Origin of the sequence: Bacillus sp. FJAT-27916, assembly GCF_001183965.1 — a bacterium.
GTDB lineage: Bacteria > Bacillota > Bacilli > Bacillales > Pradoshiaceae > Pradoshia.
In genome coordinates this window covers 538,375-563,040 of sequence record NZ_LFZV01000001.1, presented here as the reverse complement: position 1 = coordinate 563,040, position 24,666 = coordinate 538,375, and the positions used below count along the sequence as shown (strand labels likewise).

The window sequence follows — 24,666 nt, the reverse complement described above, 5'->3', positions numbered from 1 at the left end:
CTCTTTTTTTATGTCCGTTTTTTGTGGACACCCCAACATTTAGTATAGAACCAAAAAAAACTGCAGACAAAAACCATCCGGTTAAGCCTGCAGTCTGTAAGCTGCCTCTTTTCGGCAGCTTTTACTTTTTCGTTTTGCGAAGGATGAAGTAGGAGCATCCGAAGTTACAGTATTCATATAAATATTCCTTGATGGTGCTGATTTTGTTGTCATAAGAGGCTTTTTGATTTTGGTCATCAAAAAATCCTTTTAGGCGGAGCTGTCCATAGCCCCAATCCCCTAAGATATAATCATAACGGTTCAATATTTCACTGAAACGGCTTTTGAAGGCTTCCTCATTAAATCCCTCACCGCGCTCCTCTAGAATTTCATATTGAGAATTATTAATGCTGATCATTTGTTCACCTCTTACTCTTAGCATACCTGTTCCTTTATTATAACATTCTCCACATATAACCATGAAGTATTTTTAACATCTGGGTCAAACTACGATAAAAGGAGGTGCATTTATCCATGAATTGGCCGATTGTTAGCTGCTTATTTACTTTCTTCCTTCTTTCCGCCTGCGAAAGTTCAGATATCGGGCAACATCACCCAACAAATCATACCGAACAAATTAATACAGATTATGTGTCCTATGACCAAGACATGTTCAGTGATTCCGGGATTGATTCAAGTGCAAATGACAACAAATACGGCTATGAACGCCAGCAGAGTTCCGCTTATTATGCCAACCGGGAGGATAAACCTGTTCCTGCCATTAAACGGGATGATTTAGCTACCATCGTGACGACACTATGCGTGCAAATCCCCGGAGTCAAGGATGCCAGCACACTTGTCACGGATGAAGAAATATTGCTTGCTTACCATCCCGAAGGAACTCGTCCTGATTTGATACGGCGAAATATCCGGGAAAACATCAGCCATATCGCACCTGATTATTATCAAATATATGTCACAGATGACCCTAGCTTCATTGATGTACTTGAGAATATGTCCAGCTACTCTTCTGCCAACGGGTCTGATGCGGAACATAAAGAAAAAATCATTAAGAAGATGGAGCATATTACGGCATTTGATTAAGAATAACATCCATCAAGAACAATCAGTGAAAGGAGTGACACAGGTGATCTATCGCTTACTGTCCCTTCTCCTCTTATCTATATGTGCAGCTGCAGCCTGCCCGGATTCCATACTGGCTGCCCAAGCAAATAATGAGGAGCAGGAATTGATTAAGCAGCGGATGGACTTATATAAACGAGTTGAAGCATCCACCCAGCTGCCCTGGTACTACATAGCCGCCTTTGACCAATATGAGCGCAGTGTACGCCTTGCAAGGAACGATTTGCCCGACCCAACCGGAACACTCAGCATCATGATTCCCCCAAATAAATGGAGCGGTCTTGCCAATCCCAATCAAGAAGATACAGACCCCCTATCCATCACCTTCTTCGAGGGTATGGGCAAGGATGGAGACCAGGATGGGAAAGCGGACATTAAGAATGAATATGACCAACTGGCCGCGATTACCCACTATATCATGTCCTACGGCGCTGATAAGGATAACTTCAGAATCGGGATATGGGAATATTATAAACGGGACCGGGCTGTCAGCATCATCATGAGCAATGCTGAACTATTCAAGAAACACCAAACCATTGATCTGCAGAGGAAGATATTCCCCCTCCCGATGGGAAGCCATTACACCTATAACAGCACTTGGGGTGTCGCAAGAGGCTGGGGCGGACGACGGACACATGAAGGAACAGATATCTTTGCTGGATATGGCGTGCCTGTTCGCTCGACCTGTTACGGCATCATCGAGTTAAAGGGCTGGAATAAATTCGGAGGCTGGCGAATCGGCATCCGAGACATTAATAATACGTACCATTATTTCGCACACCTGAACGGATTCGCAAAGGATGTGAAGGTTGGCCAGCTGGTCGAACCAGGAACCATGCTAGGCGGTGTTGGCAGTTCTGGATACGGTCCACCAGGAACAGCCGGCAAATTTCCTCCACACCTCCATTATGGTATGTACAAGGAAAATGGACGAACGGAATGGTCCTTTGACCCTTATCCATATCTCCGTGTATGGGAACGGAAAGAAAAAGCCGCATTACGCCATTAAATAAAAGGAGCCGATGATCGTATCGGCTCCTTATTTCTTACGCTTTTTTTCGCGATTTGATAACAGCATTCGTAATAGAGGCAACAAGACCTCCCCAAATGATCACCATTCCGATAACCATCATGGTAATGGCGCTCCCTGTCATTTCGCCACCCCCTTAGATGATTTCTCATACGTTGTATTTGTATCTATTCCCTTCCATTTGTACCTTGTGAAGAGAATACCAATCAAGATAGCAGCAACAGATACACCCCAGCCAGCTGTCATAATCAGACTTGTCGGATACCCTTCATAATTATTCTGAATATCCGCTGTGAATGTTTGAATCATCATAAATCCAAGGACAATTGGGGTAATCAAGCCAAGACATACCTTCCACCATGTTCCAAGGCGAATGTCTGACATGCTGTTCGCGTGATTCTGAAGATTGGACAATTCTCTCGCAATCCAGGCAATGAATACAATCTCAACGAGACCGGCAAGTGCCACACCATATTGGTTAATAAAGTGGTCAACTGTATCAAAGATATACAGTCCGCCCTGAGTCGCGTATAGAACCGAAATAACTGCTGCCCCTCCAGCACCGAAGGCAACCGCCTTATTACGCGTAATGGCAAACTTCTCCTGAACGGCTGAGATAAATACTTCTGCAATCGATATCAAGGATGTCATCCCTGCCAAGAATAGGCTCGCAAAGAATAAGAAGCCAAAAAGATTCGGCCATGTCGGGATCTCATTAATAATTTGCGGGAAGACAACAAAGGCCAGACCAATACCGCCGCTTACAACCTCATTAACCGGGACGCCAACCTGCCCGGCCATAAAGCCTAGAGTCGCAAATACCCCAATTCCAGCCAGGAGCTCAAAGCTGGAATTCGCAAAGCCGGTGATGAAGGCATTATTCGTAATATCTGTTTTCTTTGGCAAATAACTCGCATACGTGATCATGATTCCAAAGGCAATCGATAAGGAAAAGAAGATTTGTGAATAGGCAGCGACCCATACCTTCCCGTTTGTCAGCTGGGACCAATTGGGTTCAAAGAAAGCCTGTAAACCGGCAGTTGCATTATCAAGTGTGACAGCACGAACAACGATAATCCCGAACATGAGAACCAATAAAGGGATAAAGATACGATTTGCCCGTTCAATCCCCTTCTTAACGCCAGCAAACAAAATTACTAGGGCAATTACCCAGACGATCAGAAGCGGGAAGAATACATTTGGAACAATTGATCCAAACGCTCCAGCATTCTCTCCAGGCAGAACCTTTAGGAATGAATTGAATAAATAGCCTTCCGTATCATCCCCCCATGTGCTCTTAAAGGAGAAATACGCATAAGATAGTGACCATGCGAGGATAACCGCATAATAGGTCGCAATAATAAAAGCAACAATAACTTGCCACCAACCCAGCCATTCTGCGCCTTTACGAATCTTAAAGAAGCTGAGCGGCGCTGAACTTCTCAGTTTCTGCCCAATTGTAAACTCCATGATTAGCAGCGGAATACCCGCCGTCAATAACGCAAACAAGTATGGAAGAAAGAAGGCTCCTCCTCCATTTTCATAAGCAACAGACGGAAAACGCCAAATATTCCCAAGACCAATAGCAGACCCTACAGCCGCAAAGATAAAACCTGCCCTAGTTCCCCATTGCGCTCTCTGTTTATCCATTAAGATAATCCCCTCACAATATGTGTAAATTTTCTGATAATTCTGCAATAGGTAAATAATATACTATATATGGGGGGGATGTCAATTTATCATACAATGTTCAAGACCTTTGGCCTATTTTGTCGGAAGCTGTATCGCCGGTCCTGCACCATTTCCGCTTCCATTATAATAGGACGGAACTTGACCTGATGTCGTTCTCATGGCAATCGGTACATCTGTCGTAATCTTAGTCGGCTTAGAAGCAAAAGGAACGACAACCTGCGCATTGACCTCTACGAAAAGAACGACCTTAATGAGTGCGTTATTAATACCATATGGCTCAAGTGTTGTCTTCACATCACTTTGCACATCACTGACCGCATGAATCTCCACAGGAATATCCGGTCCCATATTACCAAGCAAGGCATTATTCGTTACTTTACCAAGAGGCACCTCATGGATTATCCCTTCTCCGTTCTTTCCATCCTTACTCGTACTCAAATAATCGACAGAGGATAAATCACCAGCCTCAATCTCTCTTAACGCCTCTTGGATCCGCATCGTCGTATCCGCACGGAAACGATTGATAATTTCCGTATTAAAACGAATCCCTTCCACTGAAATTTCCTCGCCTTCCTTTGGAATTTCAGTAATCACATCATTCAAATCTTTATTTTCCGCTATAGATTCCTCAATTGCCTTATTAATGACAACACTGGCCATCTTCTTCGTTTCCGATTCCGCATATTTCATCAATGTAGGCTCAATCGCCTTATTCACAATCCAAATCGCCAAAATGGTCGATACGATAAAAAAGCCGAGAGAAATAAGCAGGACATATTTCGTTGGTAAGGGGCCGCTCGGCAATAAGCTCTGTCGTTTAAATGCCCTTTTTTTGAACAAAAAAATCCCTCCTATACAAGTAATACCTATGCTTGTAAAGAAGGGTTTAGTCGCTTAATTTTGGATCAAGCCTGAAATAAGATAAGGGCATCCTTCCCTGTCATACCGGGAATGATTCCTCTTTTTCTCGCTTCATCGGTAACAGACTCAAGGGGAGCATTCAACAGCTCATCCAAGGTCTTTACTCCAACTGCTCTTCCAGCAATGATTTGCCGGTCAGAAAGACGTTCATTCAATAATCCAACATCCAGCGCCCCGCACATAATATAGCCTATATCATTGGAGATGACCAAAAGGGTCGTCTTCGGAAGCTGAACCGAAATACCGGTATACAGCTTTCCTCCAATCTCATAAGGGATGACTTCAATCATGGCATTTCCCTCCATCACTTTAAAACTACTGCTCTTAAAGTATATGGATGACAGCCTGGCAGATTGCTGCCTACCAATCAGATTGGGCTAATTTCCATGCCAATAAATCGCGCAGGAACTCCGGCATCAAATATCGTTTCTGTTCCACATCACGCACCTCAGGGAATAAATAGCCGAATGTAAACATATCTGGAACAGCCATTGTATATTCGGCCTTTTGATGGATTTGCTCCCCATTAATCAGCCACTCGCCATTTATCTTCTCCAATCCGGCATAAACAAACATTCCCATGACAGAACCGCGGAACCCAAGCCCCTTCACCTGAAAATGAGGCCATTTCGGATTCTCCGTCTGCCTTAATATACCGGTCAGCTCACTTCCAGAAAGGGTGAGCACACATGGATTAATCGGGTGTGGACAAATCTTATGAAGATCATATCTCGTCACTGGACCTTCTTTTAATCCATCCAGGAGCAATCCCGCATTGATAAAAGCACAATCTGTTTTGCACCAATCTCTTAATGCCTCGCATAAAACATCCGGCATTTCTGAAGGGACAAACCAATCCGTTGACATCGGCTTCTCAAGCTCAAGCAAAACCTCCCCAAGACTTGTCTTTCCTTTTTCAACTAAACGGTCAGCTACTTCCTTCTCCTGCTTCGTATACCCTTCATCAGTCATATTCTCTAATCTGGAAACAGCCTTAATTCCTTTGTCATCCAGCGTAATCTCTACATGACCGACATACATTCCATACTTCCCTGCACCGCAGATAAGTGTATGGCCATATACCTTTCCATGGTGAAGTATATGATGCGTATGACCGCCAAGAATCACATGGATTTCAGGAAAGTTCGCCGCAACCAATTCATCTGCCGGAAGCCCTAAGTGAGATAGAAGTACAATTAAATCTGCTTTCCCCTCCAGCTCCTTAAGCACTGATGCAATTTCCTCATAAGGGTCGGTCAGCTTCCAGCCCAATAGATGATACAGCTCCGTAAATGGCGCAGTCACACCAAAGAAGGCAATTCTTCTGCCTAATGGTGTTGTGCGTATGAAGTAAGGAAGCGCCCACTTCGGCCGCTTGCCATTCTCATCATATAGATTAGCGACTGTTACCGGGAAACGGGCTTCATCGTACAAATGATTAAGCCCCTCATGAGGCAAGGTAATTCCTTCATTATTCCCGATGGTCACCCCGTCCATCCCAGCAGCATTCAGCAGCTCTATATTTCCTTTCCCCATCGTCCCTTCGGTAAAGGGGTGGAAACGATCGACATGATCTCCGATGTCGAGCCTATACACAACATCGCCAGCACTTTCATATAATTCCTGCTGCTCATCCATATAGCGGACAATTCTTTCCCAATGCTCAAAATGGCTATGCAGATCATTAATATGTAATAAATGAATCGTTTCCTTCATGATACTCACCTCTATAATAAGGCTTGCGCCCCATCCCAAATCAATTTAACACCTACAACAATTAACATAATACGCAGCGCCATGACAAGCGTAGCGCTCTTCATCCGCGTATTCACATACGCTCCAAACTTAGCACCAAACCAACCGCCCGGAATAAGCGCCAGTGCATAAATCCAAACGACATGTCCTGCCGCAATATGGGTCACCGAACCAATGATGGCGGAAAGACAAATCAGCAGCATCGATGTACCAACGGCCAGATGCGGCGGAAAATGAAAGATCAGAAGCATAACCGGAACCATCAAGGAACCTCCGCCAATACCGAATAAGGAAGAAAGGAATCCGACAATAAAGGAAATAAAAATGGCAAACGCAACGCTATAACCGTATGTATGCTCTTTCCCCTCCTGATCGATATAAGTCCGTTCTATCCCTTTCGACTTCCTCTTCTTCGGCTTCAAGTTCCCTCTGATCATCAATAAAAAGGAGAGAAATACCATCAAAATCCCAAACAGGATATTAAATGCCTCCACATCCATGAACTTATTGGCCCAGCCTCCAACCAAGCTTCCTGGAGCAATCCCGATTAAAAATAAAAAAGCGCTCCGATAATCAACTGTCCGCTGCTTCAAATAAGCAAGAGCAGAAGAAAGCCCAGTAAACACTAATGTGAATAAAGACGTCCCGACAGCCATTTGCGGAGAAATTACCCCGAGCAGCCCTCCAGACAGAAACAGCAGCATTGGCACAATGATAATTCCCCCGCCTAAGCCAACCAAAGCTCCCAAAAATCCGGCTGCCAGCCCAACAAGTACAAGCAACAAAAATTCCATATAAATAAGTCCCGCCTTTCCAATCAATCACAATAAAGAACACTCAAAATAGACCCAGCTGTTTCGAACCCAAGCCTTCATAATCAATTCCAAGCAAGGCCTGGAAATCCTTCGCATTACCGGCCGCATCCCCTCCGGAATTATTATTGAATAAAACAATAATATCCTTCGTATGCTTTGCCAATTCCTGAATTCTCATTCTCCATTCCAACAGCTCTTCCTTATTGTACTTATATAAATAGCGGACTTCACGCCAATTCGCATCATTCGGTTTATTCCATCCATGCACATTTCTTCCATGCAATCGAACCAAGGTCAAATTCTCATCTGTCACAACCGGCACCGTCGGAATTGAACCCTCACCAGCCTGCGGCTCATCAACGATGGAATGAATCCATCCCTCCTTCTTCATAAACCCGAGCGTCCCTTCCCTGAAGGAATCACTGAACCAAGACTGATGCCGAAATTCAAGTGCTGACTGAATATCTCCCATCTGCTCCCGGCAATAGCGAAGATACTCCACATTCTCCTTCTTGCAATCAAACCATGGCGGAAACTGAAAAAGAGCCATCGAAAACTTGCCCGCCCCCATATAAGGCTTCAAAGACTCCCGAAAGGCCGCAAACATCTCACCCCTTGAAGCAAACGGAATATCCCCTCGCTGATGTCCCGTCATCCCCTGATAAGCCTTCACAACAAACTTGAAGCTCTCCGGCGTTTCACGCACCCACTTTTCAGCATTACGGGCTGGCTGAATCGCATAAAAGGACGCATCCACCTCGACCACCGGAAAATGCGCACTATACTCGGCAAGCTTATCCTTAGGCTTGATAGCTGGCGGATAAAGAGAATCATGATCTCCCCATCCGGTTACACCGATATAAATCATCCGAATATCCTCCTCTAAACCTATCATAGCACACCACCCGCTCCCTAATTATCCAGCAAGCTCCAGTAATCAGACGATAATCTGACATCAACGGCACTAATTGTCTTTTACACAAAAATCACCATTCAGTAAACTCAAAAGGAGGGGAACATAACACCACAAACAACTTCAGGAAGGAATGATATCATCATGAATACATTAGTCATCCTAGCACACCCAAACATGGCACAATCCAGCCTAAACAAACAAGTTATTGATGAATTAAACAAACAGCCGGAACAATTCACCATCCACAATCTCTATGAAACCTATCCCGACGAACAAATCAATATCGAAGCCGAACAAAGGTTAATCGAAGAACACGATTCAATCATTCTCCAATTCCCTATCTATTGGTACAGCTGCCCATCCCTCTTAAAGAAATGGATTGACGAAACCTTCGCCTTCAACTGGGCATACGGACCGGAAGGCCATGCCTTAGAAAATAAGCCCTTCGCCCTCCTCGTCACAACAGGAGCTGACGCGACCCAATACGAAGCACCAGGCGAAACAATCGAAGACATTCTACTGCCCTTTAAAATGACCTTCCACTATACGAACGCTGACTACAAAGGCTTCTACACCATTTATGGCCCAACCACCACAAAGGAAGCGGTCGAATCAGCCGCTCGGTTTGCGGGTAGGATTTGATTGTTTGATGATGGCTATACTTTGGCCAGGTTTTGGTGGGCTTTCTCCGGCCTTACCATACACCTGCCAATTCATCACAATCAAGTAGGAGGGAGTGTTCCCGAACAACCCCTCACACCATCGGGTATATGCGGTTCAAAGATATCTAACGAAAAATTCCCGTGAAGACCTTGTAGATTATTGAGCCCTTGAGTTGTTCTTAATTCTTCTACGAAAAGATGTGAAGAAGTCTCAACATAACCTGACTTCTCCCATTGCCTTCAAGCTCAGGACCTTCAACCCTACCTAGACAAATAAAGAATCTGACTCCGTTAGTCTACCAGAATCAGATTCTTTGCGATTAAGTGCGGCACAGCCTAGACAAACCTTTCTACATCGTGGTGTCTAGTTAACAGTTGAATGAGCTATGCTCTTTATATAATTGAACAGAAATTCCTTATCGTTCTACTTCTAGAAAACAAATTTCGTTCCAACTTATTTCTTTCGATTTATCCTTATTTTTGACCTTTACTTTTTCAGATTCTACTTTAACTAATGTTCCTTCCATCATCCTATGGTCATTGGTTTTCACTTTAATATCCTTACCCAAATAATGTTTCAGATGCATATGAAGTGAAAGCCCAAAGAATAAATTGACTAATTCAGGGTTCTTTGAAACAAAGTCCCCAAAGTTCAGGACCATTTCTCTTCTCGTAGTCCGATCTGCATGAAGAAACTCTTGTTCATCATGTTTATGGTGTTTCGTTATTTTGACTCGTGAGGACGGGAAAAACCATCTAAGACAATCTCGAAAGAACCGTTTGAATTTCCGAAAATATTTTCTAAATCTCGAGATCTTTACTCCTCTAGTATTTCGATTCTCATCCAACTTTTCCTTAGCATGATGTTTAGATTCTTCCTTTGAAATTGATATAAGCCTCTCATACAAAATAAATACATCATTCCCTAGTACGTTTAGTTGGATAAAATTCCTGCCTGCTGTAACGAATGTTCCCGTTATCTCTACTCCAACTTCTCCTAAACAAGATTCTTTATCTTCAGATTTGCTATCTCCACATTTCAATTTTACTTTTATACATACGCCCTCAAGCTGAAGGAAATGCAGTTGCAGCTGCCTCGTATTATCCGGATTACTCTCATTCCCTAGAGAACGAAGCAAATCATTTGCTGCTTCAATGCAACGTTGCAGCACTTCTAGTTCATCAGGTGGAAGCGGACTATTGGGAGAAGTAAATCGTTTAGTTGGAATTTTTTTGGGACAATCACATGGGCATTCAGCATAATCAACACAAGGACAGTTTATACTTTGACAATTAGGACATTTGTTCATTTCAAATCATCCTTATCAACCTTACCAGTTTTTAGTTGAAGCGGCTTCAATAGTTCGGTTTTATCCTTTAGAACCCGCATGATACCCCACATCCCTAATTCAATATCCCATCTGATTAGACCTGAACGATATAAATAATCTCCTGCTTCCCGTAATAAACCGCCAGCGCCGTAGAGTAATTCAAAATTATCGTTCGAACCTACTGTGTTGAAACCATCAGCAGATATAATAGAAGAATTCATATCCTCCCGGCTTCTGAAGAATTTATGGCCATGGATGGTAAAAGTATGCGTCCTAGGCTTATCAGAAGGAAATACAAACCGAAACGTCACTGGATCCCCAGGATAGGCTAAAAATAAAGGTGTAGCCGGATCTCCATTCTCTTTTCTTGAACTGAATACTTTATACACTTCGTTAGGATGATCTATACGATGATGGAACCTCTCTGTACGATAGTTGAACCCTCTTGAACCTTGATCTTCAGGATCCGCTAATTCTTCTTCTGGCTCAACAAAAAGCGGTTCCGGATCAATGATTAGTTTTCCCTTCTTATCAACAAGTCTTACCCCATCATGCATTAAGAGAGCAAACTCTCTAAATTCATATAATAAAGGATTTGAAATAACAACTTGGCTGCCTGTATATACTTCCTCTCTCGTCATTGGGTCTAGATAATTCGATCCCCTAGGCTCTGCAATCAGCATGCCAAAAGCTCCATGATGGCGATGATTTCGAACATCTGCCATATCCCAAAGATTGGCTGATCCAAAGTCGCGGTCGATATACCAGTGATAGGTTATACTTTGCCCTGGAGCGATGGTCTGGTCATGATTAAACCCAACCGTTGCACCATCCGAATACCTTACATCGTATATCACATGTTGAGCATGCAGGGATATACGCTTTGATGGAGGAAATGGAGCATTTACGGGCACAAACGGATATCCATGTCTTTTCTCATGATGGAAGTGGTCTTCCAATCGATTATGAAGGGTTATTTCTACCCATTCACCGGTATTAGCCCGAATAATAAGAGGCTCTGGGTTTATATCCCCTTTCAAGATTTTGGGCACATCATCTTTATGGGCGAAGATAATGCCATAAGGATCGTGATCCCCAGCATCGTTATACTGGATCGAAGTATTTAATGCAACGACTTCATACTTTCGAACTGCAACATTAGGCGGGTATGGCTGTTTCGGTTGTTGAGCGATTGGAGGTTTCTTCCCAGTTGGGCTTGGTAAAGGTTCTTCTCGCTTTGGAGGCGGCTCCCTATCTGGCAGCGGAATCAAGTGCGGTACCTTCTTTTCAAATGTCCTAAAAATTCCCCAGTTGCCTAACCAAATGTCATCAATACTTCCGTAATGATAGAGCATGTCGAAGTCGCCTTCCCCTTCGATATTAAATTCCAAGGTAAACGAATCGGCTATGACAAGATGTTGCTGCTGATCGATTTCTGAATCTAAATCCAGTCTTTCTCTATGCCAGCGCTGGCGATGAAGATTAAAGCTATGCGATTCTTCATGCGCCCCTTGAAGAAGACGAATACGAACAGGATCTCCATTATAGGTTTGTAACATCGGCGTTACAGGGTCACCATGGATCCAAGAACTAAACACATAAGCAGGATCGCAATCCGGCTCTTTTAAACGGAACTGAATGGGTTCATTTCGGTAATTAACTCCCATTACTCCTGGATCATCGGGGGACCCTGGAAACGGAGGCGGATTTAGAGGACAGCCGTCTTTATCAAATAGCAGGGCAAAATCCTGTACAAATAAATTCAGCTCACGAAAATCTGGTATTAATGGATTTATGATGGTTGCCTGAGTTCCTGATTTAATCTCCTTTCCTGTGTGTGAATCTAAGAATCTTGAACCTCTTGCTTGTACATTAATACTTGCAAAAACACCATGCTGCTGATGCTCGTTAGCAAATAGATGATCATGCCAAAAGGTCGCTTTTAATTCAACATCAGCAAACCATTGGTAACGGATCGTTTCACCCGGAAGAATCCCCGAATCATAGTTCCAGCCAATATTGGCTCCATCTGCTACAAGAACGTCAAATTTAACAAAGTGAACATGCATGCCTGCCTCATAGGTTCGATTCACTAATTGGAAGGCATTTCCACCAATTGTTTCAGGTAATTTATTGGTGAATTTAAAATGAATACATTCACCCGCATTTGCCCTTAAAACAAGTGGTTCTGGTGCCTTTCTTCCCGCAAGTACATCCGCTTCATCTTCTGCCAACACATATAATCGGCCTTCCGGATCATGCCATCCTTGATTATTATAAATAATCGGCATTTGCATCAAGACAACATGAAATTCCCTTTCAGGTGTTACATTCGGTATACATGGATTAACAAATACCGCTCCCGGCTGGGCATTTGGTGCGAAAGAATTCTTTTCAATCCTAGTGGCTTCTCTTCCTCCCACAATCCCAAGTGGCGGACGTGGCGCTTTTGATCCAACAATCCCGGGAATAAATCCTGGAAATCCTGGTTTCTCCGGCGTCGGCCTTGGAGGCAATGGTCGGCCAGGCAATGGTTGCAGTGCCTTAATGGGTAAACCATTCGGATAACATTGACTGCCATCCTGTAAGGTATCAAAATTACGTTGCATTCCCCACATTCCCTCACCAAAGTGTGGATAAAGATGACAGTGTATAATCGCATCGCCCATTGCACCTTGTAAGCTTCCTGCCCCATAAAGAGGAGAAACCGTATAATGAGTTTGCGGGGAAATGGCCTGTACATCGACTAGCTCCGAGTCCACATCTGTTGGTTCAAATAACCATTGATGGACATGGTAATGAAAGGAATGCGTTTCTTGGACACCGGCATGAACCAGCCTGATCTTGATTGGATCTCCAACATAAGCTCGCAGGATAGGAGTATCAGGATCACCGAACACCCATGAATCATGATGGACCTCTTCACCTTCACAATCCGGACAAACGACCCCCTCCTGAATCAATCTCATCCTATTACGCATCGGCTCAGCGCGATAATTGATTAAATGTGTTGCTTCTGGCTGAAGAGTGTGGGGACTAATAGGTGCTTGTCCTGTTAAATCATCCACTTCCATTTCATCATGGAAAAACCAGCCGAATTCTCGAAAGGAAGGAAGCAGCTTGTTATGCACATCAGCGAAACAACCGCTTTCAATCGGCTTACCTGTAATAGGATCCGTCCACCAAGAGCCTCTCGGTTCTACGAAAAGAGCGCCAAATAAGCCATGTACATTACTGCCTAATTCACTTGATAATGTGTTGCCTAAATCTGAAAAGAAATGAACTCCTTCCTTATGAACTTTCCACTTATAAATGATTTTTTCATTTGGTTCAACGGTCGTGTCTGGATTTATCCCAACAAAGGCCCCATCAGAAGTAAACACTTTATATTCAGCATTTTGAATGTGCATGGAGGTATTAAACGGGAGTTTGTTTTCAAAGGTGACTTCAATATCATCGCCTTCATTCGCACGAATCACGAGTGGCTCTACTAAATCGACGGGAGTAAATGGATGATATTTCACCTTTTTTTGTACAATGTTCTCATTTTCCTTCAGAACATACATCATGCCATCGGGGTCATGATCACCAAATTTATTCACAACCATACGAACTGATATGGCCACAATGTGAAAATGTCTAATCATCATCTTCTCCCCTAATATCAGGTATCACCGGTTTACCTGGTATTTGAATATAAAAAACCTCAATACTATCAATATGAATATTAAACGTTTCCCCATCTAACTCGTTAACATTGGTCACCTCAGCTTTTATGACTACATAATCACCAACAACATCCATAATCTTGCCGATAATCAAGAATGGATAAGAAGCCAAGATGATAAGTGCACGCCTTTTTTTGTGCTCTTTAAATTCACGGGTAACATGAGCTTGTCTAACAGCATTAATATCATCAACTTGACTATTTAGTTGCTTTGATAAAGTATCTTTATCCAAAGAATCACATCCTAGCTTAAAAGTTTTGTATTATACAATCGGTATTACTCGTTTAGGGTCAAAAAGGCTGATGCTAACGATATGTTCAATCGGAAAACATAATGGTGTTGGAAATGTGTAAAAGGGCGCATTATGCATCTTAATAATTGGCTTGTCCATTGTAATGAAACCATTATCAACCTTCGTTACTTCCCCCGTGAAAATCGGTCTGAACGTTTGACCGAGAATATTAAGTTGACTGCTTTTCAATACAAGTAAAACATTCTTGTTCTCAAATTCTACGAATAGTTGATTTCCATCAATCATTTTTTCTGCCAAAACCATCTCTCCCTTCCTTCTATATAGTATGAATATTCAAATATATGGAAACAAAAATGAAATTAAATAATGAATTACCCCAATCAAAATAAAGGTTCTTCACAAAAAAAGATCAACTTACATTGATCTTTTTACTTTTCTTTACTGAAATGCCCCTTTTTCACCTTTGCTATTAAGCGTTGAAAATAAGAAATAAATCTTCCCTGCCTCACATAATTTATATTGTTGATGGATATTTCATGTTTTTTCTTATCCTTTATTTGAATTGAGCCGTTATGAATATTGGTCATCTTGCCTTTAATCGTATTGCCGGCCATTATGGTCACTCTTGTGCCTAGCCATAACGTTAAATTGGTATTTAATGATTCCTCAAAAAACTGCTGTTTCAAGATTTCTTTACCCGAAACAGTTTCACCGAAGTTCGTCAATATTCTTCGTCTCAGCTCCACATCATAAATGACATGTTGATGTCCGCTTGGTAGATCTGGAATTCCAAAAGGAGTTTTAGCAGAATGAATCGCATGATACGGAATCCAAATTCGCGTGAATAAAGTTTTTATCATAACAAAATTTCTACCTACAATATTCACTTTACCTACCGTCTTAATGACCTCATGTCCATCTCTTGAAAAGACCTCAACTAGCTGGTTTTTTTTATGTTTAAAAAACTTCAATAACATCATTTGCTTTTTATGATGCGGAAGATAACTTCCCAGGTTCTGCAGATTAACGCCATGAATATATTCTTGCAGCATTTTCAACTCATACAAGGGCAATGAACTTGCAGGGGAGGTAAAGCGATCTTCCTGTTTTAATTCAGGATGTTGATTTTCATACCTTTCATTGTTACTCATGTTTATCCTTGTTCCTTTCCATCCTTATTCTTCGTCAATTAGTTATTAGACATTACCTGAATAAGCCCAGAATTTCATTCAAAGGAGCCAATACTATGAGCCTATTAATCATATTGATTACTGCAAGCTACTTCATTGTTTGTTTTGTTTCTTATTCCTTCCTATATAAAGTTAGAAATTTAATTGGATATCATCTTGGGATGAATCTTGCTATGTCGAGTAGTGGAGTAATGGGGATTGCCGTCGGAACGGTCCTTGGTTTTACTTTTCCGGGTTATTATACTGAGGTCACAATTTTCACTACAGCTATTGCTATGATTATTGGGGCATTTTTTGGCGCATTGGTGGATTATCAAACATTACTTTCTGGTATTTCAAGCGGGTTAATGGCTGGAATAATGGGTCCCATGATTGGGGTTGTTGCAGATTTAGGCCTTATCACATTTTCAACGGTTCTGGTATATTTCACATTCGGTCTGCTGTGCTTTTCCATCCGTTCCTAAGGTAAGGATATTGGACTTAGATACGTTAAAATAGACACAAGAATAATAATAGCCATCATAAGGAAGAAATCTAGCATAATTAGTTTTCTTGAATCTGCATTCTTATGTTTTTTTATCGCTGTGCGTATTAGAGCAGCTATAATGATGACGAAAATTACTAGAACCACTTTCGACAGCAAGACAATTCCCCAGCCTGATAATAATTGCTCAAAGCTTGAAAGAAATGCAATGCTTGCAAAGAAACCTGTTATCGATAAAATAACCATACTCATTAGGGCGAATCTTGAAAAAAGCGGTATAAAGGATTGGACATATAATCTTTGTTTTCTCCAAAAGACAATGATAAAGGTGAGACCAGATGCCCAAATGGAGGCTGCCATTAGATGAATACTATTACTCAGTACTAAAGCAGACGATGGCTCAAATTCAAGTGAATGACCATTCAAACTTTTAGCCAAAAGAAGAATCATCACCCATCCAAGATCACACCATTCATTCCGGAACAAAACAATAAAACCAATTAGAGAAACTAAAAGAGAAACGAGCCACATCAAACCAAAATTAGTGCCAAACGGAAAGTCCGTAGCGAATGATAAGCCTTGATCGGTAAAAATATTTAATTGAATCAATATCACTGATAGTAATCCAACAAGATGTAGCATTTGAAGCACAATTCCCCAAAATAAATACTTCTTCTTCAGATCTGTGGAGTAATCTTTAATATACCTCCACCAAAATACCCAACCAATGATCAATAATAGGCCTATATAATAAATAGCTCTCATCATATAAATGAGCCATTCTGTTAAATTGACATCAGCTAATGTAAATTCTGAGTCAGAGCCAGCATCTGCCTTCATGGCGTTTTCTTCACTGCTTGGTTGCTGCGGCTCAGGTTCCATCATTGTTCCATGCCTATCCATTTGGGCCGTTGGATTCACATCAATTACATTAAAATGATACGCACCTCTTATAGGATGACCATCATTAGATGAAACTGCATAGTATTCGACCTTATAAATCCCCGTCCCTAACTCTGGGAGTTCTAACGCAATTTCTTTCTGATTATCATTCAACCGAGGCAGATTGCCTGTTACCTTCTGCTGCTTTTCATTGGTTACCTTTATTGAGGCAAGCTCTCTTTCAACTTTTTTATCAAACGTAATTACAACCTCTTTGGGCGGTGTTTCTAATTGACTATTAGGGACAGGAGATTCCTTAACAACAAAAGAATGTCCCAGTACTTTGTCAGAACTCATAAATAATAAGAATGAGGTGAAAAAGAGAAAAATAATGAACAGTTGTTTGAATTTAATCATCATAATACCCCCTATCTGGAAAGACCTTAAAAAACGTTTTCCTCCTCACTAAGCTGCTTTTCCCATAAATTAAGTTGGAGAATTCTGCTTTCTACCAGACATTCATTCACCCATATTTATTCATAGGCTCTGTCAACATGATGATTGACACAAACGGACCCCTTCAGGTTATTTTCGTTCTGCAACATCGGTTTGATCTTTCCTTACAGCTGCTCTACAACAGTCGATTTCATCACATGAATGAAGGAAAACAATCAATAAATCTTAACAAGCAGAACCAATTTAGAAAGCAGACTTCAATGATATTGATTTAAGCAACAGACCGATTTGCACTGAACAAAGATGGCATCCTTCCCGATTCGTATACTATTCTATATGATCTCAAATTCATCCTATTCACAATGGAGGACACCACCAAATAATCGACGATACCAGAGACAACAACCAACGCATTACATTGGACTAACCAATGCTCAAGCTAGACGCACACATTAGATAAAGGGTGCATCTTTATTCAAGAAAACACAAAGATCTCCCTTCTATTTGATAAAAGAGGTTTCGACTAAATATTTATCTTGATGAACTCTGCCTTCATTTAACCAGTGAATCTGACTGATTTTATCTTTCAAAATCGTTACAATCACTCCGTTCTCCTTTAAAAGATCAATATAATCAATACCAATATTATGAATTTCCCCTTTGATTTTATTGTCTTCTGCACAAAGAGTCGTTTCAATTTCTACTTCATGGCCTTTAAGTTCGATTAATTTAAAATTCATGGAGTCTGTTAGTCCTGCTAAATTAATCTCAAAAAAATGTCCGCAGTCAACACAGTCAAAGCGTGGAAAATGAACAGGAATTCGATATCGCCCTTTCATGATAGGATGGTTTTGATTCCTTCCACGTTCACCACAATAACAATGCTCAGATTTCAAACTTATAACCTCCTTCCCCATTTTATTATTTCAATATATGTAATAAACTGACTCTTTGAAAGGGATTAGTGCACAGGATGATACCCATATCTTAGATTCAATTCCCATACAACAGACTATTGAGAATCACAGCAAATGACTATAAATTTGCCTAACCAATCAATAATAAGTTAGGCAAATAAATCTCCACAAAAAAAGAAGACAGCGTCAGCTGTCTTCTCTTCTTTCATTATATTAAACTCCCTTATATGCTGCTTTCAAAATGTCTTCTAGCTCAGAGATAAGCGGCAATTTAGGGTTGGCTGTTGTACATTGGTCTTCAAATGCACGTTCTGCCAAGCGGTTTAGTTTGCTGTCTAGTTCATCTTTTTGTACGCCTTGGCCTTTCATGCTCATGTCAATGTCGAGTGATTTACCGAGTTCGATAACGGCATTCACTAGAGAATTGACGCCTTCTTCTGTTGTAGAAGCAGGGAGTCCGAGCATTCTGGCGATTTGTGCATAGCGTTCATCTGCGCAGTAGCTTTCGTATTTAGGGAAGAGGGCGTGCTTCCTTGGACGAATAGCGTTGTAGCGGATGACATGCGGCATTAGGATGGCGTTGGCACGGCCGTGCGGAATGTGGAATTCTGCTCCGATTTTGTGTGCAAGGCTGTGGTTAATGCCGAGGAATGCGTTAGAGAATGCCATTCCGGCCATGCAGGATGCGTTATGCATTTTTTCACGTGCTTCTTCATCCTTGTTGTTATCATAGGATGCTTTCAAGTATTTGAACACGAGGTCGATTGCTTTTAGGGCAAGACCGTCTGTGTAGTCACTCGCCATTACGGATACATAGGCTTCAATCGCATGAGTTAGTACGTCCATACCTGTGTCAGCCGTGATGCTTTTTGGTACGGTCATGACGAATTGAGAGTCGATGATGGCCACATCAGGTGTTAAAGCGTAATCCGCTAATGGGTATTTGACGTTTGTTTCTTTGTCTGTGATAACCGCAAATGGTGTTACCTCTGATCCTGTACCGGATGTAGTTGGGATGGCAACGAATTGCGCTTTTCCACCTAGTTCTGGATATTTGAAGGTACGTTTACGGATATCCAAGAATTTTTGTTTGATGCCGAAGAAGGTTGTTTCAGGCTGTTCATAGAAGAGCCACATTCCTTTTGCAGCATCCATTGCGGAGCCTCCGCCGATGGCGATGATGACATCCGGCTGGAATGCATGCATTAATTTAGCGCCTTTGAATACTGTTTCATCACTTGGGTCTGGTTCTACATCTGAGAACATTTCTACCGCTTCAATGCCTTTGTTTTTACGTAAATATTCTTTAACAATGTCTATATATCCGAGGCGGACCATCCCTTCATCGGTTACGATGAAGGCACGTTTGATACGTGGCATTTTGGCCAAGTATTGTGTAGAATATTTTTCGAAATAAACTTTAGGCGGCAATTTGATCCATTGCATGTTATTGCGGCGTTGAGTCATTTTCTTCACATTGATTAAGTGAGTTGCAGATACGTTCTCTGATACAGAGTTATTTCCGTAAGATCCGCAGCCTAGTGTCAGGGAAGGAATGAAGCCGTTGTAGATGTCACCGATACCGCCTTGTGCAGATGGAGCATTGACGATAATACGGCAAGCTTTCATTCGTTTTCCGTATTCCATTTGTACATCTTTATCTGTGCTGTGAATAACAGCAGAGTGGCCAAGACCGCCAAGGTTGAGCATGTTCATGCATGTTTGGTAGCCTTCCTCAGTAGAGTTTACTCGAATGCAGGCAAGCACTGGGCTAAGTTTTTCTCTTGATAGCGGGTAATCAGCACCTGCTCCTTCAAGTTCAGCAATCAATATTTTTGTATCAGCTGGTACTTTAAAGCCTGCCATAGCTGCGATTTCAGCTGCAGGTTTACCAACGATGCCAGGGTTTACGGCACATGTATCTTTATTAATTACTAGTCGTTCTAGTTTTTTCAATTCAGTTGCATTGACGAAGTGGCAGTTATTGAGGATGAATTCATTTCTTACTTCATCATAGATTTCCGTGTCAACGATGATGGCTTGCTCTGAGGCACAAATCATTCCGTTATCAAATGTTTTAGAGAGGATGACATCATTAACGGCACGTTTGACCTTAGCTGATTTTTCAATATAACAAGGGACATTTCCTGGGCCAACGCCAAGTGCTGGTTTACCAGTAGAGTATGCAGATTTGACCATGCCAGCTCCGCCTGTTGCTAATACAAGCGCAACATCCTTATGGTTCATAAGCTGTTTTGTTGCTTCAATGGAAGGCTTCTCAATCCATTGAATACATCCTTCAGGAGCTCCTGCCTTGACTGCTGCATCGTGTAAGATTTCTGCTGCTCGCTTAGAAGACTCTTGCGCAGATGGATGGAAGGCGAAAATAATTGGGTTACGCGTTTTGATAGAGATCAATGCTTTGAACATCGTGGTAGAAGTAGGGTTTGTAACTGGTGTTACACCTGCAACGATTCCCACAGGCTCAGCGATTTCAACAACGCCTGTTTGCTCATCTTCATTGATGACTCCGGCTGTTTTGTTGTATTTAATGCTGTGCCAGATGTATTCAGTTGCAAATATGTTTTTGATGCATTTATCTTCGTAGATTCCGCGGCCTGTTTCTTCCACTGCCATTTTTGCTAGCGGCATATGCTGGTCAAGACCTGCGATGGACATTTGATGAACGATTTCGTCAATTTTCTCTTGATCAAAGGTTTCGAGCACATGTAGAGCTTCTTTCCCTTTCACAACCAATTCATCAATCATTTCCGTTACAGATAGGACTTCTTCAATTTCTCTTTCTTTAATAGCCATGGATAGTTCCTCCCTATGGAATACTCTTTCGGGGCAATTATTGTCCCTCATGGTCAATTACTGTCCCTTTCAGACTAAAAAATATAACCTCATCTGATACTTTTATTTTATCTGAAAAATCATCGTTTGTCTTTGGCAATTTTGTGAAACATTTCACAAAGATAGGAGCTCAATCACTTTCTTTCCGTAATATCAGGAAGAAATGTTAAAATTAGTGTGGAATACCACAATCACAAGCAATATATGTACAGAAAGGAGATTTCTATGTATAAGAAAGCATTGCTCTCCATTCCGCTCCTCTTCTTATTAGGGGCATGCTCCTCTGATGAAGAAACGAACACTGCAAATGTGACCGAAGAAGAACGGATTTACCAAAATAACTGCGCCTCCTGCCACGGCAAGACGCTGGAAGGCTATGCAGGACCTGAACTTGTGAACATTGGCACCAAAATGGACAAGGATGAAATACTTGAGATGATCAATAAGGGCGGACGGGGCATGCCTGCAGGAATCATTAAGGGTGAAGAGGCTGAGAATGTCGCAGCATGGCTGGCCGAGAAAAAATAAATACTTTGCATGCAGTGCAAACTCTGATGATTAAACGGGGCATATCAATGTCCCGTTTTGTTGTTCCTGTTTACATTTCTTTCGTTATTATCTTTACTTTCTTTAGTTACAAATGGTTTTCTCCAAGCTTTGTGCCTCCTATAATTAGCCTTGTTCCGGAATCAAGCTGTTCAGCCACAATCAATATTGTGAAGTTATTCACATTAACTGGAGGTATTCATCAATGAATCTATTTGATATTTTTAAAACCACCTTATCAGATTCAGCGTTCATCGGTGCGATTGCATCTACTGTCCTAATCATTCTGTTAGGTTTCTTCTTAAGAAAAAAAGAAATTTTCTCCTCTCAGGTTAGCAAGCTCCTCAGTAATGTTGTATTAACGGTAGCTTTACCTGCTCTTGCGTTTAATGCCTTTATGCAGGATATCAATCCTGAAACCTTAAAGCAGGGCATGAACGTACTCATTTGGGGAATTGCCATTTACATTATTTTAATCTTTATCTCTAAGCCTTTCTTCCTTCGCTATCATGCAGACAAGCAAGACACATTGCGTGTATTGACGATTTTCGGCTCCACTACCTTTTTTGGTATTCCAATTGTCAGTGCCATTTATGGTCCTGTCGGAGTTATGTTCAGCTCCATTTTCAATATCGGGTATCGTATCTTCCTTTATTCTTATGGATATATCAAAATGAGCGGCTTGAAAATGGAACTGAAAAATATTAAAACGATGTTCCTTAATCCGATTGTCATTGCGACATTCGCTGGTCTTTTCATCTGGATCTTCCAAGGCTATATGCCGCAGGTGACTGTTGCAACAGCTGAAGGAACTGCCGCTTCAGTGGCGTTCTTGCGAATTGACCAAACAGCTATCTGGCTATATAAGCCAATGACCTACTTAGCTAATATCGCTTCTCCGCTTGCATGGCTTTCCATCGGGGCAACTTTAGGGGAAATCAGCTTTAAATCAGCCGCATCTTGCAAAACTTCTTGGTACTACAGCTCCATTAAAGTATTGCTCGTACCAGCGATCAATATTGCTTTCCTTGCTGTTTTGACAGTAACGAACATTCTGCCTGTCAGCTTTGAAGCTCTTGCAACAATTGTTATCATGATGGCTACACCTACGGCAACAGTTGCAGCTGCTTATGCCATCAGCTTTGATAAAGAGGCCATTATGGCATCAAACGCCTCGCTTCTTTCTACCATCACAGCTGTTCTGCTTACGCCATTTTGGATTATTATTCTTGAAATCATCAATAAGGTTGGTCTTTTCTAATAAAGCCCGACCATAAAAGGAGATAAAACCATGATTAAAATTGCCTGTTATGGAGTTCGTCCTAACGAAGTCCCATTCTTCCATAAGCTGAATAAATATAACTATGAGCTTACCTTAATTGAAGATCTATTAACTCATCAAAATGTGGATACAGCAAAGGGACATGATGCTGTCCTTTTACGAGGAAATTGTATTGCTGATGAAATCAATCTAAAGAGATTGTCCCACTATGGAGTTAAATACGTATTTACCAGAACGGTTGGCTACAATCACATTGATTTGAAGGCAGCAAAAAAATACAACATGCCAGTGGCACACGTCCCATCCTATTCACCAAATGCGATTGCTGAATTAACCTTAACGCTCGCTATGATGCTTCTGCGTCGTACTGCTTATACAACAGTTAGAACTGCTCACAAGAACTTCCTTGTAGATAGCACGATGTTCAGCAAAGAGATTCGCAATTGCACAGTCGGTATCATTGGTACAGGCCGCATCGGCTTAACTGAAGCGAAATTATTTAAAGGCCTCGGGGCAAATGTAGTAGGCTACGATATTTTTGAAAATGAAGCTGCTAAAGAAGTGTTAACCTACATGGATTTAGACTCCTTATTGCAAGCCAGCGATATCGTAACGATCCACGTCCCTTACATCCCTGGCCAAAACGAGAACATGATCAACGAAGAATTCCTTTCAAAAATGAAGCGCGGCTCCATTCTAATCAATACGGCTCGCGGTGAATTACAAGATAACAAGGCAATCTTAAAAGCACTAGAAAGCAATCATCTAGACGGTTTCGGCACAGATGTCTTTGCTAACGAAACAGATATCTTCTTTAAACAGTTTGAGCCTTGGCACTCATTCCCGGACCCGACTGTTCAAAAACTAGTGGAAATGTATCCGCGTGTCCTTGTTACGCCTCATGTGGATCCAATACGGATGAAGCTCTTTCTAACATGATTGAAACAAGCTTCAATAATTTCTACGCCGTATTAACGGACGGCCAAGCAAAGCATGAAGTACCTATGACCGCATTTGCTTAATTGAACTTCGACCATCCCCAAAAAAGGGCTGCCCCAACAGTCAGTGAAGATTGATTGTTGGAGCAGCCCTTTCTCATTAACAAAAAATTCAATATAATTCCATTTATTCATTCTGCTAAAGAGTCATTTATGCTAAAATAATACCCAGTTTAACACCCACTTTCATAAATAGGAGTTGACCAATTAGATGAAAAAAGGGCTGCTGACAGCACTTAGCTTATTGCTCTTCCTGCTAGTCTCTGCTTGTGGAGAGCATGAAGCAATTGATCGGGAAACACAGAATATCAAGAAAATGGTCCATGATTACAGTGTTGGAAATTCGGATGATGAATCTGCTTCCATCACATCGAAGGAACTTCTTGTAAAGGGTGAGGATAAAGAAACAGTGTATGACCTTCCAGAGGATGAGTTTTTTGTATCAATCGCACCATTTATCACCAATACCCACCCTTGCACCAATCACAGCTTAACCGGCTGCCAAGGAGAATTAGCTGAAAAGGAATTCAATTTATACATACAAGATGAGGAAGGTCATGTAGTTATGAATGAAACCAAGAAGTCATACAAAAATGGTTTCATCGATTTATGGTTGCCCCGTGATCAAACCTATACAGTGAAGATTGAATTTGATGGGAAAACAGCCATATCTGAGCTCTCCACTTTTGAAGGCGACAATACTTGTATTACAACCATGCAGTTATCGTAAAATTTACTCTTCCTGTCATTTGCCAAAAACGATACCCTCGCTCTAGAACTTGGTTCGTTTTTCACCTTCCCTCTTCTGACAGCCCTTTCTATTGTCTTCA

General features: G+C 41.6%; 24 protein-coding genes. 8 read left to right on the top strand and 16 right to left on the bottom strand.

The annotated features are described in order from the left end of the window. Positions 1 to 121: 121 nt before the first annotated feature. Positions 122 to 397, bottom strand: coding sequence for a YutD family protein (locus AC622_RS02575; protein ID WP_049669649.1), 276 nt, complete (start codon positions 395 to 397; stop codon positions 122 to 124). 116 nt (positions 398 to 513) lie between these two features. Here AC622_RS02575 and AC622_RS02570 point away from each other — a divergent pair, with 116 nt between their 5' ends. Next, complete coding sequence (locus AC622_RS02570; protein WP_049669648.1) at positions 514 to 1,083, top strand: YhcN/YlaJ family sporulation lipoprotein; 570 nt, start codon at positions 514 to 516, stop codon at positions 1,081 to 1,083. A 46-nt stretch (positions 1,084 to 1,129) separates the two neighbouring features. Beyond that, a complete protein-coding gene (locus AC622_RS02565; RefSeq protein WP_049672750.1) occupies positions 1,130 to 2,131 on the top strand; it encodes a M23 family metallopeptidase in 1,002 nt (333 codons plus the stop codon). Positions 2,132 to 2,168: 37 nt separating this feature from the next. Here the strand turns inward: AC622_RS02565 and AC622_RS20485 are convergent, their stop codons facing one another. The 7 genes from AC622_RS20485 to AC622_RS02535 form a co-directional block, all read right to left on the bottom strand. After that, a complete protein-coding gene (locus tag AC622_RS20485) occupies positions 2,169 to 2,276 on the bottom strand; it encodes a methionine/alanine import family NSS transporter small subunit (protein WP_082196995.1) in 108 nt (35 codons plus the stop codon). Further along, entirely contained in the window at positions 2,273 to 3,802 is a 1,530-nt protein-coding gene (locus AC622_RS02560) for a sodium-dependent transporter (protein WP_049669647.1), read from the bottom strand. Before AC622_RS02560 ends, AC622_RS20485 begins: the two co-directional genes overlap by 4 nt. Positions 3,803 to 3,916: 114 nt before the next feature. Next, on the bottom strand, positions 3,917 to 4,684 hold the full coding sequence (yunB, locus tag AC622_RS02555) for a sporulation protein YunB (protein WP_049669646.1): 768 nt from the start codon (positions 4,682 to 4,684) through the stop codon (positions 3,917 to 3,919). A gap of 65 nt (positions 4,685 to 4,749) precedes the next feature. Next, entirely contained in the window at positions 4,750 to 5,055 is a 306-nt protein-coding gene (locus tag AC622_RS02550) for a YunC family protein (protein WP_049669645.1), read from the bottom strand. A gap of 70 nt (positions 5,056 to 5,125) precedes the next feature. Continuing rightward, entirely contained in the window at positions 5,126 to 6,481 is a 1,356-nt protein-coding gene (locus tag AC622_RS02545) for a bifunctional metallophosphatase/5'-nucleotidase (RefSeq protein ID WP_049669644.1), read from the bottom strand. An 11-nt stretch (positions 6,482 to 6,492) separates the two neighbouring features. Beyond that, positions 6,493 to 7,314, bottom strand: a complete 822-nt coding sequence (locus tag AC622_RS02540; RefSeq protein WP_049669643.1) for a sulfite exporter TauE/SafE family protein — start codon at positions 7,312 to 7,314, stop codon at positions 6,493 to 6,495. Positions 7,315 to 7,357: 43 nt separating this feature from the next. Further along, complete coding sequence (locus AC622_RS02535; protein WP_049669642.1) at positions 7,358 to 8,203, bottom strand: DUF72 domain-containing protein; 846 nt, start codon at positions 8,201 to 8,203, stop codon at positions 7,358 to 7,360. Between the two features lie 189 nt (positions 8,204 to 8,392). Between AC622_RS02535 and AC622_RS02530 the strand changes: the two genes are divergently transcribed. After that, complete coding sequence (locus AC622_RS02530; protein ID WP_049669641.1) at positions 8,393 to 8,893, top strand: NAD(P)H-dependent oxidoreductase; 501 nt, start codon at positions 8,393 to 8,395, stop codon at positions 8,891 to 8,893. A gap of 436 nt (positions 8,894 to 9,329) precedes the next feature. On the opposite strand, the gene AC622_RS02525 is transcribed toward AC622_RS02530, so the two are convergent. The 5 genes from AC622_RS02525 to AC622_RS02505 form a co-directional block, all read right to left on the bottom strand. Next, positions 9,330 to 10,223: a hypothetical protein gene (locus AC622_RS02525; protein ID WP_049669640.1), complete on the bottom strand. Its 894-nt coding sequence runs from the start codon at positions 10,221 to 10,223 to the stop codon at positions 9,330 to 9,332. Beyond that, positions 10,220 to 13,891: a multicopper oxidase domain-containing protein gene (locus AC622_RS02520; protein ID WP_049669639.1), complete on the bottom strand. Its 3,672-nt coding sequence runs from the start codon at positions 13,889 to 13,891 to the stop codon at positions 10,220 to 10,222. The genes AC622_RS02525 and AC622_RS02520 overlap by 4 nt, the downstream gene beginning before the upstream one ends. Beyond that, on the bottom strand, positions 13,884 to 14,204 hold the full coding sequence (locus AC622_RS02515) for a hypothetical protein (protein ID WP_049669638.1): 321 nt from the start codon (positions 14,202 to 14,204) through the stop codon (positions 13,884 to 13,886). The genes AC622_RS02520 and AC622_RS02515 overlap by 8 nt, the downstream gene beginning before the upstream one ends. Before the next feature lie 30 nt (positions 14,205 to 14,234). Further along, positions 14,235 to 14,528: a hypothetical protein gene (locus AC622_RS02510; RefSeq protein ID WP_049669637.1), complete on the bottom strand. Its 294-nt coding sequence runs from the start codon at positions 14,526 to 14,528 to the stop codon at positions 14,235 to 14,237. Positions 14,529 to 14,653: 125 nt separating this feature from the next. Next, complete coding sequence (locus AC622_RS02505; RefSeq protein WP_049669636.1) at positions 14,654 to 15,376, bottom strand: hypothetical protein; 723 nt, start codon at positions 15,374 to 15,376, stop codon at positions 14,654 to 14,656. 95 nt (positions 15,377 to 15,471) lie between these two features. Here AC622_RS02505 and AC622_RS02500 point away from each other — a divergent pair, with 95 nt between their 5' ends. Next, positions 15,472 to 15,879, top strand: coding sequence for a hypothetical protein (locus AC622_RS02500; RefSeq protein WP_049669635.1), 408 nt, complete (start codon positions 15,472 to 15,474; stop codon positions 15,877 to 15,879). Here the strand turns inward: AC622_RS02500 and AC622_RS02495 are convergent. The 3 genes from AC622_RS02495 to adhE all read right to left on the bottom strand — a co-directional run bounded on the left by AC622_RS02495 (position 15,876) and on the right by adhE (position 20,971). Further along, entirely contained in the window at positions 15,876 to 17,201 is a 1,326-nt protein-coding gene (locus AC622_RS02495; protein WP_082196993.1) for a copper resistance CopC/CopD family protein, read from the bottom strand. The genes AC622_RS02500 and AC622_RS02495 overlap by 4 nt on opposite strands. A gap of 536 nt (positions 17,202 to 17,737) precedes the next feature. After that, complete coding sequence (locus AC622_RS02490) at positions 17,738 to 18,133, bottom strand: hypothetical protein (protein WP_049669633.1); 396 nt, start codon at positions 18,131 to 18,133, stop codon at positions 17,738 to 17,740. Between the two features lie 234 nt (positions 18,134 to 18,367). Then, the gene (gene adhE, locus AC622_RS02485; RefSeq protein ID WP_049669632.1) at positions 18,368 to 20,971 is read right to left on the bottom strand and encodes a bifunctional acetaldehyde-CoA/alcohol dehydrogenase; all 2,604 of its coding nucleotides are present in this window, start codon (positions 20,969 to 20,971) and stop codon (positions 18,368 to 18,370) included. 264 nt (positions 20,972 to 21,235) lie between these two features. Between adhE and AC622_RS02480 the strand changes: the two genes are divergently transcribed. The 4 genes from AC622_RS02480 to AC622_RS02465 all read left to right on the top strand — a co-directional run bounded on the left by AC622_RS02480 (position 21,236) and on the right by AC622_RS02465 (position 24,566). Beyond that, entirely contained in the window at positions 21,236 to 21,538 is a 303-nt protein-coding gene (locus tag AC622_RS02480; protein ID WP_053103706.1) for a c-type cytochrome, read from the top strand. A 223-nt stretch (positions 21,539 to 21,761) separates the two neighbouring features. Further along, positions 21,762 to 22,817, top strand: a complete 1,056-nt coding sequence (locus tag AC622_RS02475; RefSeq protein WP_049669631.1) for an AEC family transporter — start codon at positions 21,762 to 21,764, stop codon at positions 22,815 to 22,817. Positions 22,818 to 22,847: 30 nt separating this feature from the next. Next, on the top strand, positions 22,848 to 23,777 hold the full coding sequence (locus AC622_RS02470; RefSeq protein ID WP_231589469.1) for an NAD(P)-dependent oxidoreductase: 930 nt from the start codon (positions 22,848 to 22,850) through the stop codon (positions 23,775 to 23,777). A 270-nt stretch (positions 23,778 to 24,047) separates the two neighbouring features. Beyond that, positions 24,048 to 24,566, top strand: coding sequence for a CueP family metal-binding protein (locus tag AC622_RS02465; RefSeq protein ID WP_049669630.1), 519 nt, complete (start codon positions 24,048 to 24,050; stop codon positions 24,564 to 24,566). Positions 24,567 to 24,666: the final 100 nt, after the last annotated feature.

Bases quoted from the DNA above. Each gene is read 5' to 3' on its own strand.
- AC622_RS02575 (WP_049669649.1), bottom strand. From the start codon at position 397: ATGATCAGCATTAATAATTCTCAATATGAAATTCTAGAGGAGCGCGGT.
- AC622_RS02475 (WP_049669631.1), top strand. From the start codon at position 21,762: ATGAATCTATTTGATATTTTTAAAACCACCTTATCAGATTCAGCGTTC.
- AC622_RS02480 (WP_053103706.1), top strand. From the start codon at position 21,236: ATGTATAAGAAAGCATTGCTCTCCATTCCGCTCCTCTTCTTATTAGGG.
- AC622_RS02570 (WP_049669648.1), top strand. From the start codon at position 514: ATGAATTGGCCGATTGTTAGCTGCTTATTTACTTTCTTCCTTCTTTCC.
- AC622_RS02505 (WP_049669636.1), bottom strand. From the start codon at position 15,376: ATGAGTAACAATGAAAGGTATGAAAATCAACATCCTGAATTAAAACAG.
- AC622_RS02500 (WP_049669635.1), top strand. From the start codon at position 15,472: ATGAGCCTATTAATCATATTGATTACTGCAAGCTACTTCATTGTTTGT.
- AC622_RS02560 (WP_049669647.1), bottom strand. From the start codon at position 3,802: ATGGATAAACAGAGAGCGCAATGGGGAACTAGGGCAGGTTTTATCTTT.
- AC622_RS02550 (WP_049669645.1), bottom strand. From the start codon at position 5,055: ATGATTGAAGTCATCCCTTATGAGATTGGAGGAAAGCTGTATACCGGT.
- AC622_RS02540 (WP_049669643.1), bottom strand. From the start codon at position 7,314: ATGGAATTTTTGTTGCTTGTACTTGTTGGGCTGGCAGCCGGATTTTTG.
- AC622_RS02535 (WP_049669642.1), bottom strand. From the start codon at position 8,203: ATGATTTATATCGGTGTAACCGGATGGGGAGATCATGATTCTCTTTAT.
- AC622_RS02465 (WP_049669630.1), top strand. From the start codon at position 24,048: ATGAAAAAAGGGCTGCTGACAGCACTTAGCTTATTGCTCTTCCTGCTA.
- AC622_RS02470 (WP_231589469.1), top strand. From the start codon at position 22,848: ATGATTAAAATTGCCTGTTATGGAGTTCGTCCTAACGAAGTCCCATTC.
- adhE (WP_049669632.1), bottom strand. From the start codon at position 20,971: ATGGCTATTAAAGAAAGAGAAATTGAAGAAGTCCTATCTGTAACGGAA.
- AC622_RS02520 (WP_049669639.1), bottom strand. From the start codon at position 13,891: ATGATTAGACATTTTCACATTGTGGCCATATCAGTTCGTATGGTTGTG.
- AC622_RS02525 (WP_049669640.1), bottom strand. From the start codon at position 10,223: ATGAACAAATGTCCTAATTGTCAAAGTATAAACTGTCCTTGTGTTGAT.
- AC622_RS20485 (WP_082196995.1), bottom strand. From the start codon at position 2,276: ATGACAGGGAGCGCCATTACCATGATGGTTATCGGAATGGTGATCATT.
- AC622_RS02510 (WP_049669637.1), bottom strand. From the start codon at position 14,528: ATGGTTTTGGCAGAAAAAATGATTGATGGAAATCAACTATTCGTAGAA.
- AC622_RS02530 (WP_049669641.1), top strand. From the start codon at position 8,393: ATGAATACATTAGTCATCCTAGCACACCCAAACATGGCACAATCCAGC.
- AC622_RS02545 (WP_049669644.1), bottom strand. From the start codon at position 6,481: ATGAAGGAAACGATTCATTTATTACATATTAATGATCTGCATAGCCAT.
- AC622_RS02495 (WP_082196993.1), bottom strand. From the start codon at position 17,201: ATGATGATTAAATTCAAACAACTGTTCATTATTTTTCTCTTTTTCACC.